A 15,512-nucleotide genomic window follows, 5' to 3' on the forward strand; every position below is an offset into this window, starting at 1 on the left:
TCGCGGGCGCGCGGACTGTGGGCGCCGCGTGCGGCCGACTGTTGACTTGTGTGCGGTCGTGTTTGAAACTGTTCGACGTGAAGAAGACCGTGACCAAGCTCGCGGACGGCCGCGAACTCCTCTACTTCGACCGTGACGAGACCGTGGTCCGGGACTCCGCCGACCTGCGCCCGCTGGAGCCCGCCACGAGCCTCTCCGAGGTCCGGCTCGACCCCGCCACCGGCGACTGGGTCACCGTGGCGGCCCACCGCCAGGGCCGGACCTACCACCCGCCCGCCGACCAGTGCCCGCTCTGCCCCTCGGCACCCGGGCGGCTCAGCGAGATCCCGGCCGCCGACTACGACGTGGCGGTGTTCGAGAACCGCTTCCCGTCGCTCGCCCTCGGCGCCCCCGACCCCGCCGGGGACGGCAGCCCGCTGCACGGCAGCGGAGCGGGCACCGGCCGCTGCGAGGTGGTCTGCTTCACCGCCGACCACGGCGCCTCCTTCGCCGACCTCGACCCGGCCAAGGCCCGGCTGGTCCTGGACGCGTGGACCGACCGCACCGCCGAACTCTCGGCGCTGCCCGGCATCCGCCAGGTCTACTGCTTCGAGAACCGCGGCGCGGAGATCGGCGTCACCCTGGCCCACCCGCACGGCCAGGTCTACGCCTTCCCCTTCACCACCCCGCGCACCACCCGGATGATCACCGCCGCGGCCGAGCACCGCGCCCGTACCGGCGGCAACCTCTTCGAGGACCTGCTCGACGCCGAGCGCGCCGACCCCGTCCGGGTGGTCCTGGCCGGCGAGCACTGGACGGCGTTCGTCCCCTTCGCCGCCCGCTGGCCGTACGAGGTGCACCTGTACCCGCACCGCCGGGTCGCCGACCTGACCGGTCTCACCGAGGCCGAACGCGCCGAGTTCCCCGGTCTCTACCTCGAACTTCTCCGCCGCTTTGACCGTCTCTTCACGCAGCCGGGGGACAATACTCCGGTCGCACCGACGCCGTACATCGCCGCATGGCACCAGGCGCCGGCCCTCCAGGGCGAGGAGCTGGCACTGCACCTGGAGCTGTTCACGATCCGGCGCACGGTCGGCAAGCTGAAGTTCCTGGCCGGCGTCGAGTCCGGCATGGACGCGTTCGTCAACGATGTGTCGCCGGAGGCGGCGGCGCAGCGCCTGCGGGAGGTCGCATCATGAGCAAGTACCTGGTCACCGGCGGTGCCGGTTACGTCGGCAGTGTCGTCGCCGCCCACCTGCTGGAGGCGGGGCACCAGGTGACCGTGCTCGACGACCTCTCCACCGGCTTCCAGGTCGGCATCCCGGCCGGCGCCGAGTTCGTCCGCGGCCGGATCCAGGACGCCGCCGACGTGCTCGACTCCTCCTACGAGGCGGTCCTGCACTTCGCCGCCTCCTCCCAGGTCGGCGAGTCCGTCGCCGACCCGGAGAAGTACTGGCGCAACAACGTCGCCGGCTCGCTGGAGCTGATCTCCGCCATGCGCAAGGCCGGCGTCGGCAAGCTGGTCTTCTCCTCCACCGCCGCCGTCTACGGCGAGCCGGAGGAGGTCCCGATCGCCGAGACCGCCCGCACCGCCCCGACCAACACCTACGGCGCCACCAAGCTGGCCGTCGACCACCTGATCACCAGCGAGGCGGTCGCCCACGGCCTCGCCGCGGTCAGCCTCCGCTACTTCAACGTGGCCGGCGCGTACGGGACCTACGGCGAGCGGCACGAGCCCGAGTCGCACCTGATCCCGCTGGTCTTCCAGGCCGCCCTCGGCCAGCGCCCGCACATTTCCGTCTACGGCGACGACTACCCGACCCCGGACGGCACCTGCATCCGCGACTACATCCACGTCGCCGACCTCGCCGAGGCCCACCTGCTCGCCCTCGCCGCCGCCAAGTCCGGCGAGCACCTGATCTGCAACCTCGGCAACGGCAGCGGCTTCTCGGTCCACGAGGTGATCGAGTCCGTCAAGCGCGTCACCGGCCGCGAGATCCCCGTCGTGGTCGCCGACCGCCGCCCCGGCGACCCGGCCGTCCTGGTCGCCTCCGCCGCCCGCGCCCACGAGGCGCTCGGCTGGCAGCCCCGCCGCCCCGAGCTCGACGACATCGTCGCCGACGCCTGGAACTTCACCCTGGAGCACCGAGCCCGATGAGCGACTTCCAGACCGTGTACGGCGCCGCCCCGGCCGGGGCCTGGGCGGCGCCCGGCCGGGTCAACCTGATCGGTGAGCACACCGACTACAACGACGGATTCGTGCTGCCGATCGCCCTCCCGCACGCCGCCCGGGCCGAGGCCCGGCGCCGCGACGACGGCCTGCTGCGCCTGTACAGCGCGCAGGGCGACGGCGCGGTGACCGAGCTCCGCGTCGACGAGCTCACCCCCGGCGGCGTGACGGGCTGGGCCAAGTACCCGGCCGCCGTGGTCTGGACCCTGCGCCAGGCGGGCCACCCGGTCGGCGGCGCCGACCTGTACATCGACAGCGATGTGCCGACCGGGGCCGGCCTCTCCTCCTCCGCCGCGCTCGAGTGCGCGGTGGTCGGCGCCTACGACGGCCTGTACGGACTCGGGCTCGACGCCGCCGAATCCGCCCTGATCGCCCAGCGCGCCGAGAACGAGTTCGTCGGCGTGCCCTGCGGCGTGATGGACCAGATGGCGTCCATGTGCTGCGCCGAGGGCTCCGCCCTGCTGCTCGACACCCGCGACCTCGGCCGGCGGCAGGTCCCGCTCGACCTCGCCGGGGCCGGCCTGCGCCTCCTGGTGATCGACACCCGGGTCAAGCACGACCTCGCCGACGGTGCGTACGCCGAACTGCGGGCCGGCTGCGAGCGGGCCGCCGCCCTGCTCTCGCTCACCGCCCTGCGCGACCTCCCGCTCGCCGGACTGGACGCCGCCCTCGACCGCCTCCCCACCGAACTCCGGCCGCTGGTACGGCACGTGGTCACCGAGGACGACCGCGTCGAGCAGGCCGTCGCCCTCCTCGACGCCGGCGACCTGGCCGGCCTCGGCCCGATCCTCACCGCCGGCCACGCCTCGCTCCGCGACGACTACCAGGTCTCCTGCCCGGAGACCGACCTCGCTGTCGCCACCGCCGTCGCGGCCGGCGCCCTCGGCGCCCGGATGACCGGCGGCGGCTTCGGCGGCTCCGTCATCGCCCTGCTGGCCGCCGACCGTCTCGACACCGTCGCCGCCGCCGTTGCCGCCGCCTTCCGCGACGCCGGCTACGCCGAGCCCCGCACCTTCGCCGCCACGCCGTCCGCGGGCGCCCGGCGAGTCCGGTAGGGGCTCGGGGACCTGCGAGGCCGACCCCGGGGGCGGGATCCCGCCGGGGTCGGCCCGCCCCCGATCCGGTTCCCTCCGTCGCGGGAACTTCACCAAACCCCCACCCCGCCATCCCCTCCGCCCGTACGCTGAGTCCGGAACCGGTGGGGGTCGGTCCGAGGCAGGGGGGAAGAACGATGGGGCGTATTCGCGTCCTGGTGGTCGACGGCCACCGGATCTTCGCCGAGGCGCTCGCCACGGCGCTCACCGCCGAGCCCGACGTGGACGTCGGCGCCGCGGGCACCGCAGCCGCAGCGGAACGCGCGCTGGAACGCGCCACCGACGAACACCGCCCGTACGACGTGGTCCTGATCGACGCGGACCTCGGCATCACGCCGCCGCTGCCGCCAACAGCGCTGCGCCGTACGCATGTTGGTGCCGAATCCAGACCGCGCCCCACGCTCTCCCTACCGCAGTCGCGCCGGATCGCCGCGATTCCGCCCCAGGCGCCCCGCACGTCCGCGCCGACCATGCCGTCCGGTCCGCCGAGGCCGGCCGTGCCGGCCGCCACCGCGAACCACCAACGCGCCCAGCCCGGCCGGGACCTGCGCCCCGCCTCCCGCAGCGATGCAGCCGCCGGCGCCCGCGCCGCGGTCGACGGCATCGCCCTCCTCGCCCGGGTCTGCCGCACCCATCCGAGGCTCCACGCCGTGGTGCTGGCCGCTGTCGACGACCCGCAGCGGGCGGTGCGCGCCCTCCAGGCGGGCGCCTCCGGCTGGGTGGCCAAGGAGAGTTCGCTGGCCGCGCTGATGACCGTGATCCGCGGCGTGCTGCGCGACGAGACGCACCTGCCGCCTGCCCTTCTCACCGGCGTGGTACGGGAGTTGACCTCTGCGCGGCGCGACCGCTCGGAGAGCGAGCGGTTGGTGGCGGCACTGACCCCGCGCGAGGAGGAGGTGCTGCGGTGCATGGTCGCCGGCCTCGGCCGGCAGGCGGTGGCCGAACGGCTCTACCTCTCGCCGCACACCGTCCGCACCCACATGCAGAACGTGCTCGGCAAGTTGGGGGTGCACTCCACCCTCGCCGCCGTCGCGGTGGCCCGCCGGGCGGGGATCACGCCCTCCGAGCCGCCCGCCCCACCGCCGGCCGCGACCGGCTCGAGCGTCGCACCCGTCAACTCGAGCGTCGTGCCCGTCAATTCGACCGCCGCGCCCGTCAACTCGACCGTCGCCTCGACCACAGGCCGCGGCGCCGGCTGACCGGCACCGTCCGGTCCGAGCCCCCGCCGCACCCGATCCCGACTTCGTGAGGTCTGGGAGACCGGAGGACAGATGTCGCCGAACAGTACTGCCGAACGCCTGGATCCGCCCGAGAGGCCGGGGATACCGGCGCAGCCGGACGGCCGGGTCGGACTGCGGACCCTGGTGGTCGGCGCCGGCGCCGCCGGCACCGCCCTGGTCCGCGACCTCGGCCGGACCCCCGATTTCGGACTCCGCCCGATCGGTGTCCTGGACGACGATCCGGCCAAGGCCGGCCGGGAGGTCGCCGGCGCGCCCGTCCTGGGCCCCCTGGCCGACCTCACCGCCCTCGCCGTCGAGCACGGCGTCCACGTCGTCGTCCTCGCCATCCCCGGCCTCCCGCACCACCGGGTAAGGGAGTTGGCGACCGCGGCGGCCGCCGCCGGAGCGGCCGTCCGCTACCTGCCGTCCTTCCTGTCCGCGCTGCGCCGCGAGGTGGTCGGCTCGGACATGCGCAGCCTGGACGTCAACCGGCTGATCGGCCGGCACGAGGTCCACGTGGTCTCGCCGGACGTCCGTACGGTGATCGAGGGCCGACGGGTCCTGGTGACCGGCGCGGGCGGCTCGATCGGCAGCGAACTCTGCCGCCAGGTCCACGCGTTCGGGCCGTCCGAGCTGTACATGCTGGACCACGACGAGTCCAACCTGCACCGGCTCCAGCTGGAGATCTGGGGTGAGGCGCTGCTCACCGACGACTCGCTGGTGATCGCCGACATCCGGGACCGGCCGCGGATCCAGCAGATCTTCCGCGACCTCAAGCCCGAGGTGGTCTTCCACGCGGCGGCCCACAAGCACCTGCCGCTGCTGGAGCGCCACCCCTCGGAGGCGGTGAAGTCCAACGTGCTGGGCACGGACAACCTGGTGGAGGCGGCGCTGGCCACCGGGGTCGAGCGGTTCGTACTGATCTCCACCGACAAGGCGGCCGATCCCACCTCGGTGCTGGGCGCCTCCAAGCGGCTGGCCGAGCTGATCGTCCGGGCCAACGCCCGGGACGCCCGCAACCTGGGCACCGGGGTGTTCTCCGCGGTCCGGTTCGGCAACGTGCTCGGCTCGCGCGGCTCGCTGCTCTCCGTCCTCGCGGAACAGCTGCGCAGCGGCGGCCCGGTCACCGTCACCCACCCGGACGTGACCCGCTTCTTCATGACCATCGAGGAGGCGGTCGGGCTGGTGCTGGAGGCCGGCCGGATGGCCGAGGGCGGCGAGGTGTTCGTGCTCGACATGGGCGAGCCGGTGCGGATCGTCGACCTGGTGCACAACTTTGCCGAGCAAGTGCAGTTGGGCGCGGAGGAGGTGGAGATCCGCTACACCGGCCTGCGGGCGGGGGAGAAGCTCAACGAGGCGCTGTTCTCGGAGGGCGAGGAGCGGCTGCCGACCGAGCACGCCCGGATCTTCGCCACCGTGGCCGGTGACGGCGCCGGGCCGGAGGACCTGGCGGGCGGCCTCACCGGGCTGTACCGGGCGGCGGCGGGCAACGCCGACGCCGAGGTCCGCCGCCGGCTGGCCGAGCTGCTGCCCGGCTACCGGACGCCGGAGGCGGACCCCGTACCGGCGCTCGCCACGCCGTACCCGGACGGGTTCTGACCAGTCACTGTTTCCGGCCGGTCACTGCTTCCGGTCGAGGGTGGCCAGCAGCAGGTTCGGGTCGGTGGTCGCGAAGGCGGCGCTGGTCACGTGGACGGTGTCGCCGAGCACCGCGACCGAGGTCGGGTTGGAGAGCCCGTCGGCGCCGGTGAGCACGATGGTGTGGGTGCCGTCGGGCCGGACGTACGCCACCTGGTTCGGGGTGTCGAGGGCGGCCAGCACGGTGTCACCGCCCGGGTCGGTGAAGCCGAAGTCGTCGATCCCGGTGAGGTCCCGGGCCCTGGTCTCGATCGGCCCGGCGGTGCCGTCGGGGCAGAACGGGATGCGCAGCAGGGTGCCGGCATCGGTGTTGGTCACCCAGACGGAGTCCTTGTGCATCCGGACGCCGTTGACCCCGATGAAGCCGGACGGCGCCAGTTCGGGGCCGGACGCCCAGGTGGTCACCGGGCCGCCCTGCAGCGGGATGCGGCGGACCACGCCGTGCACCGAGTCGGCGGAGAAGAGCGCCTTGCGGTGCTCGTCCAGGGCGAGGCCGTTCGGGAAGCTGTCGGGCGGCAGTGCGGCGAGCAGCTCCGGGGTGCCGCCGGGGGCGAGCCGGTAGACACCGGTGGCGTCGGTGCCGGTGGCGAAGTGGAAGTAGAGCGTGCCGTCGTGGGCGCGGGCGATGCCGGTGACCGCGGCGAACCCGATCACTGGGGTGGCCGGATCGGCCGGCTCCGGCATCTGCGCGAGCTGTCGTACCTCGCCGCCGGGTGAGACGCGGACGACCTGGCGGCTGCGGATCAGGGTGAGGTCGGCGGAGCCGTCGGGCTCCATGGCGATGTTCTCGGGCATCTGGCCGGCCGCCAGGTCGAAGTGGACCAGGATGCGCGGATCGGAGAGCGGCGGGGAGACCGCGGTGGCGGGGGTGAGGGCGGCGGCCGCGAGCAGGCCGAGTGCGAGGGCGGTGGCGCAGGCGGCTGCGCCGAGCCGGGGACGACGGGACACGGCGGGGTTCCTCCAGGGATGGCCGAGCGGGCTTCCAGATCAGCACGGAGGGCCGTGGCCCACCCTGCCCACGCGGCGTCGCCGACCGGCCGTTCGGGTCGCGGTCGGGCCGGGGCGGGAGGGCACCGCCGGGATTCGCCCGGGCGGCGGGCACCGGGGCGGAGCAACGGCAACGGCAACGGCGGGTGCGGGGCTCAGCCTGCGGAGTGGTCAGCCCTCGGAGTCGTCAGCCTGCGGAGTGGCCGGCCTGCCGAGTGGCCTGCCCGCCGAGTGGTCAGCCCGCGGAGTCGAAGGGGGCGACCAGCTGCCGCAGCAGAGTGGCGAGTTCGACCTGCTGGCCGGAGCTCAGCTGGGCGAGCAGTTCGCGCTCGTGGACGAGCAGACCGGCCAGCGCCTGGTCGGCCTTGTCCCGGCCGTCGTCGGTCAGCCGGACCAGGACCCCACGCCGGTCGTCCGGGTCGGGTAGGCGCTTGACCAGGCCCTTGCCGGTGAGCCGGTCGATCCGGTTGGTCATGGTGCCGGAGGTGACCAGGGTCTGGGTGAGAAGCTGGCCCGGGGACAGCTGGTACGGCGAGCCGGCCCGCCGAAGCGCCGTCAGGACGTCGAACTCCCAGGGCTCCAGGCCGTGCTCGGCGAAGGCGGTGCGGCGGGCACGGTCGAGGTGCCGGGCCAGTCGGCTGACGCGGCTGAGCACCTCGAGTGGTTCCACGTCGAGGTCGGGGCGCTCGCGGCGCCATGCTGCGACCAGGCGGTCGACCTCGTCCTCCATGGCGATCAGTGTATCGGTGGTTGTGTCGATGTGAAGTCTCTTGACATCAAGAGAATGGACGAACCACACTCGGAGATATCTTGATATCGAGATACTTTGCGAGGGAACCGCCATGACCACCTGGGATCCGCAGCAGTACCTCCGCTACGCCGACGAGCGCACCCGCCCGTTCCGCGAACTCCTCGACCGCGTCCCCGTGCTGCCGCCCGCCCCCGTCGTCCTCGACATCGGCTGCGGCCCCGGCAACTCCACCGCCGAACTCCGCCACCGCTGGCCCGACGCCCGCCTGACCGGCCTCGACAACTCCGCCGAGATGCTCGCCACCGCCCGCAGCGAGCGCGGCGAGCCCAGCGCCGAGTACGTCCTCGCCGACGCTGCCACGTATGACCCCGCCCCGGCGGCGCCCGACCTGATCGCCTCGAATGCCACCCTTCAGTGGGTGCCCGGGCACCTGGAACTGCTGCCGCGGTGGGCGGCCGCACTTCGACCCGGCGGAGTGCTCGCCTTCCAGGTGCCGGGCAACTTCGACGCGCCCAGCCACACGCTGCTCACCGAACTGCGCACCAGCGCCCGCTGGCGGGACGTCCTCGGCGACGACGCGGTCCGGGCCGGCGTCCACGACCCCGGCCGCTACCTGGAGGCGCTGCTCGACGCGGGCTGCACGGCGGACGTCTGGGAGACCACGTACAGCACCGTGCTGACCGGACCGGACCCGGTGCTGGAGTGGGTGCGGGGGACCGCCCTGCGGCCGGTCCTGGCCCGGCTGGCGGACCCGGTCGAGCGGGCGGCGTTCGAGGAGGAGTACGGGGCGCTGCTGCGGGAGGCGTACCCGGCGGGGGCGCACGGGACGGTGTTTCCGTTTCGGCGGATCTTTGCGGTTGGCGTGAGGCGGTAGGACAGATTTCGTCATCTGTCATCTGTCATCCGGGATCGGCCGGATGCCCGCTGATGGCGGGGATCGGTCATCGGCCATCGGTCATCGGTCGGCGCCCGACCGTCAGCGCCCGACCGTCGGCGGTCAGCGCTCCTCGTGGTGGTGCTGCGGCAGGTGCGGCCGCGGGAAGTGGTGCTCGTGCCCGGGCATCGCCGGGTGGCGGCCGAGGATCACCACACCGGTGACGATCGCCAGCAGGCCCAGCACCTGTCCGACCACGGCGGCCGGGGTGACCCGGAGCTGGTCGCCGAGGATGCCGACCGCGCAGGCGATCCCGGAGATCGGCTGGGCCGCGGTCAGCGCGGGCAGCGACATCCGCAGCGGCGCCGCCTCGAAGGCGGACTGCACCAACAGCAGGCCCACCACCCCGATCGCCACCACTGCGTACGGCTGCCAGCCGCGCAGCACCTCCGACAGGCCGCCGCTGTTCAGCCGGTCGGAGGTGGTGCGGGTGAGGGCGTCCTGCAGGCCGTAGAGCAGGCCGGCGGCGAGCGCCAGCATGGTGGCCTCCTCGAACAGGTCCAGGTGCCGGGCGAACAGGACCAGCATCAGCGCCAGTCCGACGACCACACCGACCACCAGCCAGTAGCGCAGCGGCCCGGCCTTCGCGCCGCCGCCGGTCGGATGGCCGGCCACGATGAAGGCGGCGACCCCGAGGGCGATCAGCACCACCCCGATCCAGCCGGAGCGTCCGAGCGAGGTCCCGGTCAGCACCCGGGCAAGCGCCATCGCGAAGACCAGGTTGGTGGCCAGCAGCGGTTCGACCAGGGCCACCTCGCCCTGGCTCAGCGCCAGCGCGCTCAGCACCTGGCCGGCGACCATGAAGACGATGCCGAGCAGCCACTCCGGCATCCGGGCCAGGTGGAGCAGCAGCCGCCAGTGCAGCAGGTCGCTCTTGGGTGCGCGCTGGGCCGCGTGCTGTTGCAGCACGAAGCCGAGGCCGAGGAAGCAGGCTGCACTGATCGCCAGGATGAAGACCGCCACGGGGACCTTCCAAACGTCGCCCCCGCCAGCCTATGCCGGGCACCCGTCCCGGGCCTGCTCGGCTCGCGCGCCCGGAGGAGCCGACCGCACCCGAACGGTCACGCACGCGAGCCGGCCCGCTCGCCGCACCGGAGCCGGCCCGCTCACCGCGCGGGCCGGTCCGACCCCACCGGCCTCGCGCACCCCAGCCCCGCGCACCCCGGCCCCGCGCACCCCGGCCCGGCCCGGCTCAGTTCTTGCGCTCGCCGACCAGCTTGGGGTGCCGCTCCAGCCCCTCCAGCCCGTGCCAGGCCAGGTTCACCAGGTGCGCCGCCACGTCGGCCTTGCCGGGCTTGCGCACCTCCAGCCACCACTGGCCGGTCAGCGCCACCATGCCGACGAGCATCTGCGAGTACATCGGCGCCAGTCGGGGGTCGAAGCCCCGGGCCTTGAACTCCAGGCCGAGGATGTCCTCGACCTGGGTCGCGATGTCGCTGATCAGCGAGGCGAAGCTGCCGGTGGCCTGGGCGACCGGCGAGTCCCGGACCAGGATCTTGAATCCGTCGGTCGAGGTGTCGATGTAGTCCATCAGCGCGAAGGCCGCCTGCTCCAGGAGCTCCCGCGAGTGCCCGCCGGTCAGCGCGCCGGTGACCATGTCGAGCAGCAGCTGCATCTCGCGGTCGACCACGACCGCGTAGAGGCCCTCCTTGCCGCCGAAGTGCTCGTACACCACCGGCTTGGAGACGCCGGCCCGCTCCGCGATCTCCTCCACGGAGGTGCCGTCGTAGCCGCGCTCGGCGAAGACCGCCCGGCCGATCTCCAGCAGCTGCTCCCGGCGCTGCTTGCCGGTCATCCGGACCCGGCCGCCGGCCTTCTTGCCTCCGTTGCTCCCGTTCACCCCTACATCATGCGGCAGGTGGCGCCTCATCCGGCGCGGCGGGCTTCGATCCGCTGGGTGCTGGGCCAGCGGACGTCGGTCGCCCACCCGGCCCGCTCGAACCAGCGGATCAGCCGGGCGGAGGAGTCGATCTGGCCGCGCAGCACGCCGTGCCGGGCCGAGGTCGGGTCGGCGTGGTGCAGGTTGTGCCAGGACTCGCCGCAGGACAGCACGGCCAGCCACCAGACGTTGCCCGACCGGTCGCGGGACTTGAACGGGCGCTCGCCGATCGCGTGGCAGATGGAGTTGATCGACCAGGTCACGTGGTGGAGCAGGGCGACCCGGACCATCGAGCCCCAGAAGAAGGCGGACAGCGCGCCCTGCCAGGAGAGCGTGACCAGACCGCCGACCAGCGGCGGCAGCAGCAGGGAGACCAGCGTCCAGACCCAGAACGTCCGGGAGATCCCCCTTATCACCGGGTCGCCCACCAGGTCGGGCGCGTACTTGGCCTGCGAGGTCTGCTCCTCGTCGAACATCCAGCCCATGTGGGCCCACCACAGACCCTTGAGCAGCGCCGGGACGGTCTCGCCGTAGCGCCAGGGGGAGTGCGGGTCGCCCTCCTTGTCGCTGAACCGGTGGTGCTTGCGGTGGTCGGCGACCCAGCGCACCAGCGGTCCCTCGACCGCCAGGCTGCCGGCGATCGCCAGGGCGATCCGCAGGGCCCGGTTGGCCTTGAAGGCGCCGTGGGTGAAGTAGCGGTGGTACCCGATCGTGATGCCGTGGCAGGTGAGGAAGTACATCCCCACGCCGAGGCCCAGGTCGAGCCAGCCCAGGCCCCAGCCCCAGGCCACCGGGACGGCGGCGAGCAGGGCGAGGAAGGGGACGCCGATGAACAGGGCGAGGGTGATCCGTTCGGCGAGCCCCTGGCGCTCCCCGCCTCTGGTGGCGGAGGTGATCGGCAGCTCGGCTGCTTCGAGGGCGCTGGGCGCCGCCTCGTCGGCCTGAATGGTCATGAGGGGTCCCCTGGGTGCGATCAGATACCTACGTTTCCGTAACTTACGGCATCGTAGGTACTGTCCCGGGTCCAAGGGAAGACGTGTCGCCGTCGCGCCCGTGAATGGTGGTGGATGCCGGGCCCGGTTCCCCGTAGTCTTAGCCTTGCCTGCCCTGGCGACGGGGCGGATGAGATGGCAGTCCCGGATCGTCTAATGGCAGGACAGCTGGTTTTGGTCCAGCTTGTGGGGGTTCGAATCCTCCTCCGGGAGCCCATCGCACGGTCCGGACGTCCGGCCTCGGTATTCTCTGTGCTCCCCCTCACCCTCTCGTTCGAGGAGCCCCTCCGCGTGACTGCCAACCAGACCGCTGCCGTGATCGTGCTTGCCGCCGGTGGCGGGACTCGGATGAAGTCGAAGGCCCTGCCGAAGGTGCTGCACCCGATCTGCGGACGGTCGCTGGTCGGGCACGCCGTGGCGGCGGCCCAGGAGCTGGAGCCCGAGCAGCTGGTCGTGGTGATCGGCCACATGCGCGAGCTGGTGCAGGCGCACCTGGCCGAGCACTTCCCGGCCGCCCGCACCGCCGTCCAGGAGGAGCAGAACGGCACCGGCCACGCGGTCCGGATCGCGCTGGCGTCGCTCTCCGCCGACGGCGTGGAGCTGGACGGCACCGTGGTGGTCACCACCGGCGACGCGCCGCTGCTGACCGGCGACACGCTGGCCGCGCTGGTCCGGGCCCACCACGAGCAGGGCAACGGTGTGACCGTGCTGACCGCGGTGGTGCCGGACGCGACCGGGTACGGCCGGATCCTGCGGGACGCCGAGGGCGCGGTGGCCGCGATCGTCGAGCACAAGGACGCCACCGACGGGCAGCGGGCGATCTCCGAGATCAACTCCGGCGTGTTCGCCTTCGACGCCAAGCTGCTGGCCCACGGGCTCTCCCAGCTGCGCACCGACAACGTGCAGGGCGAGGAGTACCTCACCGACACCCTGGAGATCCTGCGTACGGCGGGCCACCGGGTGGGCGCGGTGGTGGCCGACGACCACCGGGACATCGCGGGCATCAACGACCGCGTCCAGCTGGCCCAGGCCCGCCGGATGCTCAACGACCGCCTGCTGGAGCGCGCCATGCGCGAGGGCGTCACCGTGGTCGACCCGGCGAGCACCTGGATCGACGTCCAGGTGAGCTACGAGCCGGACGCGGTGGTGCTGCCGGGCACCCAGCTGCAGGGCGCCACCCACCTGGGCGAAGGCTGCCAGGTCGGTCCGAACACCACCCTGACCGACACCACGGTCGGCGCCGGCGCCCAGGTCAGCAACACCACGGCCGACCGCGCGGAGATCGGCGAGCTGGCCCAGGTCGGCCCGTACGCCTACCTGCGGCCGGGCGCGAAGCTGGCCCGCAAGGCGAAGGCCGGCACCTACGTGGAGATCAAGAACTCCGAGCTCGGCGAGGGCGCCAAGGTGCCGCACCTGTCGTACATCGGCGACGCGACCATCGGCGAGGGCACCAACATCGGTGCGGCGTCGGTCACAGTCAACTACGACGGGGTCAACAAGCACCGGACAGTCATCGGGGCCCACTGCCGCACGGGTTCCGACAACATGTTCATCGCACCGGTGACGGTGGGTGACGGCGCCTACACCGCGGCCGGCTCGGTGATCACCAACGACGTTCCGGCGGGCTCGCTGGGCGTGGCCCGGGCCCAGCAGCGCAACATCAACGGCTGGGTTGAGCGGAAGCGGCCCGGCAGCAGCTCCGCCGCGGCCGCCGCGGCCGCGGGTGAGGCGCAGTAGCCGGGAGGGTCCGGCGAGGATCTTGAGGAGTGGTCCCCGCGCACCGGGTTCGGCCCGGTGCGCGTAACCTGGTGTACATACGTGCGCCACTGGGCCCCCTGTCCGCGCCTCGGCGTACTCCACAATCCCCCGCAACCGCCCGCCCGGGTCCCTGCCCGGGCGCGCCGGGGCGGGTCAATCTGCGGCAGCAACGCGAGGAGACGGTGCAGTGAGCGGGATCACGACGTCGGGTGAGAAGAAGCTCAAGCTCTTCTCCGGCCGTGCCCACCCCGAGCTGGCGGAGGCGGTGGCCAGCGAGCTGGGCACCGAACTCGTCCCGACCAAGGCCCTGGACTTCGCCAACGGCGAGATCTACGTCCGCTTCCTGGACTCCGCCCGCGGTGCGGACTGCTTCGTGATCCAGAGCCACACGGCTCCGATCAACCAGTGGATCATGGAGCAGCTGATCATGATCGATGCTCTGAAGCGGGCCTCCGCCCGGAGTATCACCGCGATCCTGCCGTTCTACGGCTACGCCCGGCAGGACAAGAAGCACCTCGGCCGCGAGCCCATCTCGGCCCGTCTGGTCGCCGACCTGCTGCACACCGCCGGTGCCGACCGCCTGATGGCCGTCGACCTGCACACCGCGCAGATCCAGGGCTTCTTCAGCGGCCCGGTCGACCACCTGTTCGCGCTGCCGATGCTGGCCGACTACGTCGGCGACCGGGTCTCCGACCGGTCCAAGCTGACCATCGTCTCGCCGGACGCCGGCCGGGTGAAGGTCGCCGACCAGTGGTGCGACCGCCTGGACGCCCCGCTGGCCGTGATCCACAAGCGCCGCGACCTGACCCAGGCCAACACCATCCTGTCGGCCCAGGTCGTCGGTGACGTCAAGGACCGGATCTGCGTCCTGGTCGACGACATGATCGACACCGCCGGCACCATCTGCGCCGCCGCCGACGCGCTGTTCGAGAACGGTGCCGCCGACGTGATCGTGGCCGCCACCCACGGCGTGCTCTCCGGCCCGGCCGCCGACCGGCTGAAGAACTCCCGGGTCAGCGAGTTCGTCTTCACCAACACGCTGCCCAACCCGGCCGGCCTCCAGCTGGACAAGGTCACCACCCTCTCCATCGCCCCCTCGATCGCCGCCGCGATCAAGGAGGTCTTCGAGGACGGCTCGGTCACCAGCCTGTTCGAGGGCGTGCACTGACACCCCGCACGAACCCCTCGGCCCCCCGGCGCACCGCGCGCCGGGGGGCCGATTTCACGGTCGGCCGCCCGTGCGGTTAGACTCGTGAGACTGCTCGGCGAGGGATCCCTCCGCGGCTCCGTGATCGACGCGCTGGTTCCACGCGCTGGATCAAGCCGCCGAGCGTCCCCCCAACGTACTTGAGGGTGTGGCCCGGCGGTTCTGTCGTTCCTGCACCCGTTTTGCTTGCCACGAGGAGTGCAGGATGTCCGAGATCCGCCTTGCCGCCGAGCCCCGCACCGAGTTCGGCAAGGGTGCCGCCCGTCGCGCCCGCCGCGCCGGCTTCGTCCCCGGTGTCGTCTACGGCCACGGCCACGCCCCGGTTCACCTGAACCTGCCCGGCCACGACCTGATGATGGCTCTGAAGACCCCGAACGCCCTCCTCGTGCTGCCGATCGACGGCAAGGACGAGTACGTGCTGCCGAAGGCCGTCCAGCGCGAGGCCATCAAGCGCAACATCGAGCACGTCGACCTGCTCCTGGTCAAGCGCGGCGAGAAGGTCACCGTCGAGATCCCGGTCCACACCGAGGGCGAGCTGGCCCCCGGCGGCAACCTGGTCGAGCACGTGCTGACCGCCCTGCCGATCGAGGCCGAGGCCACCCACCTGCCCGAGGGCGTCACCGTCTCCGTCGAGGGCCTGGAGGCCGGCGCCTCCATCACCGCCGGCGAGATCGCCCTCCCGAAGGGCACCACCCTGGCCGTCGAGGCCGACGCCGTCGTGCTGCAGGTCATCGGCGCCCAGGCCCCCGAGGCCACCGAGGAGGAGGCGGCCGAGGCCGCCGAGACCGAGACCGTCGAGGCCTGAGCCTTCACCGTCTGAATCCGCTGCCCCGGTCGCTCCGC

14 protein-coding genes and 1 tRNA gene are annotated in these 15,512 nt (G+C 72.8%); 10 read left to right on the top strand and 5 right to left on the bottom strand.

Going from position 1 to position 15,512, the window contains the following annotated elements; all coding sequences use genetic code 11:
* Positions 1-77 precede the first annotated feature (77 nt).
* The 5 genes from galT (at position 78) to FHR36_RS01820 (ending at position 6,122) form a co-directional block, all read left to right on the top strand.
* On the top strand, positions 78-1,178 hold the full coding sequence (galT, locus tag FHR36_RS01800; protein ID WP_253793139.1) for a galactose-1-phosphate uridylyltransferase: 1,101 nt from the start codon (positions 78-80) through the stop codon (positions 1,176-1,178).
* On the top strand, positions 1,175-2,137 hold the full coding sequence (galE, locus tag FHR36_RS01805; protein WP_253793141.1) for a UDP-glucose 4-epimerase GalE: 963 nt from the start codon (positions 1,175-1,177) through the stop codon (positions 2,135-2,137). The genes galT and galE overlap by 4 nt, the downstream gene beginning before the upstream one ends.
* Complete coding sequence (gene galK / locus FHR36_RS01810) at positions 2,134-3,264, top strand: galactokinase (RefSeq protein ID WP_253793143.1); 1,131 nt, start codon at positions 2,134-2,136, stop codon at positions 3,262-3,264. Before galE ends, galK begins: the two co-directional genes overlap by 4 nt.
* Before the next feature lie 176 nt (positions 3,265-3,440).
* Positions 3,441-4,502, top strand: coding sequence for a LuxR C-terminal-related transcriptional regulator (locus tag FHR36_RS01815; protein ID WP_253793144.1), 1,062 nt, complete (start codon positions 3,441-3,443; stop codon positions 4,500-4,502).
* A 72-nt stretch (positions 4,503-4,574) separates the two neighbouring features.
* Complete coding sequence (locus FHR36_RS01820; protein ID WP_253793146.1) at positions 4,575-6,122, top strand: polysaccharide biosynthesis protein; 1,548 nt, start codon at positions 4,575-4,577, stop codon at positions 6,120-6,122.
* 21 nt (positions 6,123-6,143) lie between these two features.
* Here the strand turns inward: FHR36_RS01820 and FHR36_RS01825 are convergent, their stop codons facing one another.
* Complete coding sequence (locus tag FHR36_RS01825; protein WP_253793148.1) at positions 6,144-7,109, bottom strand: NHL repeat-containing protein; 966 nt, start codon at positions 7,107-7,109, stop codon at positions 6,144-6,146.
* A gap of 274 nt (positions 7,110-7,383) precedes the next feature.
* A complete protein-coding gene (locus FHR36_RS01830) occupies positions 7,384-7,878 on the bottom strand; it encodes a MarR family winged helix-turn-helix transcriptional regulator (RefSeq protein ID WP_253793150.1) in 495 nt (164 codons plus the stop codon).
* Between the two features lie 112 nt (positions 7,879-7,990).
* On the opposite strand from FHR36_RS01830, the gene FHR36_RS01835 reads away from it, so the two are divergent.
* Positions 7,991-8,773, top strand: a complete 783-nt coding sequence (locus tag FHR36_RS01835) for a trans-aconitate 2-methyltransferase (RefSeq protein ID WP_253793152.1) — start codon at positions 7,991-7,993, stop codon at positions 8,771-8,773.
* Positions 8,774-8,896: 123 nt separating this feature from the next.
* Here the strand turns inward: FHR36_RS01835 and FHR36_RS01840 are convergent, their stop codons facing one another.
* The 3 genes from FHR36_RS01840 to FHR36_RS01850 all read right to left on the bottom strand — a co-directional run bounded on the left by FHR36_RS01840 (position 8,897) and on the right by FHR36_RS01850 (position 11,665).
* The gene (locus tag FHR36_RS01840; protein ID WP_253793154.1) at positions 8,897-9,796 is read right to left on the bottom strand and encodes a DMT family transporter; all 900 of its coding nucleotides are present in this window, start codon (positions 9,794-9,796) and stop codon (positions 8,897-8,899) included.
* A gap of 229 nt (positions 9,797-10,025) precedes the next feature.
* Complete coding sequence (locus tag FHR36_RS01845; RefSeq protein WP_253794652.1) at positions 10,026-10,628, bottom strand: TetR/AcrR family transcriptional regulator; 603 nt, start codon at positions 10,626-10,628, stop codon at positions 10,026-10,028.
* A 71-nt stretch (positions 10,629-10,699) separates the two neighbouring features.
* Positions 10,700-11,665, bottom strand: a complete 966-nt coding sequence (locus tag FHR36_RS01850; RefSeq protein WP_253793156.1) for an acyl-CoA desaturase — start codon at positions 11,663-11,665, stop codon at positions 10,700-10,702.
* 181 nt (positions 11,666-11,846) lie between these two features.
* Between FHR36_RS01850 and FHR36_RS01855 the strand changes: the two genes are divergently transcribed.
* From FHR36_RS01855 to FHR36_RS01870, 4 genes are all read left to right on the top strand, one after another.
* Positions 11,847-11,917 (top strand) — tRNA-Gln (locus FHR36_RS01855).
* Between the two features lie 78 nt (positions 11,918-11,995).
* Positions 11,996-13,441 (top strand): bifunctional UDP-N-acetylglucosamine diphosphorylase/glucosamine-1-phosphate N-acetyltransferase GlmU, encoded by a 1,446-nt coding sequence (gene glmU / locus FHR36_RS01860; protein WP_253793157.1) that lies wholly within the window; start codon positions 11,996-11,998, stop codon positions 13,439-13,441.
* Between the two features lie 208 nt (positions 13,442-13,649).
* Positions 13,650-14,630: a ribose-phosphate diphosphokinase gene (locus FHR36_RS01865; protein WP_253793160.1), complete on the top strand. Its 981-nt coding sequence runs from the start codon at positions 13,650-13,652 to the stop codon at positions 14,628-14,630.
* Between the two features lie 244 nt (positions 14,631-14,874).
* A complete protein-coding gene (locus tag FHR36_RS01870) occupies positions 14,875-15,474 on the top strand; it encodes a 50S ribosomal protein L25/general stress protein Ctc (RefSeq protein ID WP_253793162.1) in 600 nt (199 codons plus the stop codon).
* The last annotated feature ends 38 nt before the right edge of the window (positions 15,475-15,512 follow it).

It is taken from the genome of Kitasatospora cinereorecta, from assembly GCF_024172095.1.
Classification (GTDB): domain Bacteria; phylum Actinomycetota; class Actinomycetes; order Streptomycetales; family Streptomycetaceae; genus Kitasatospora; species Kitasatospora cinereorecta.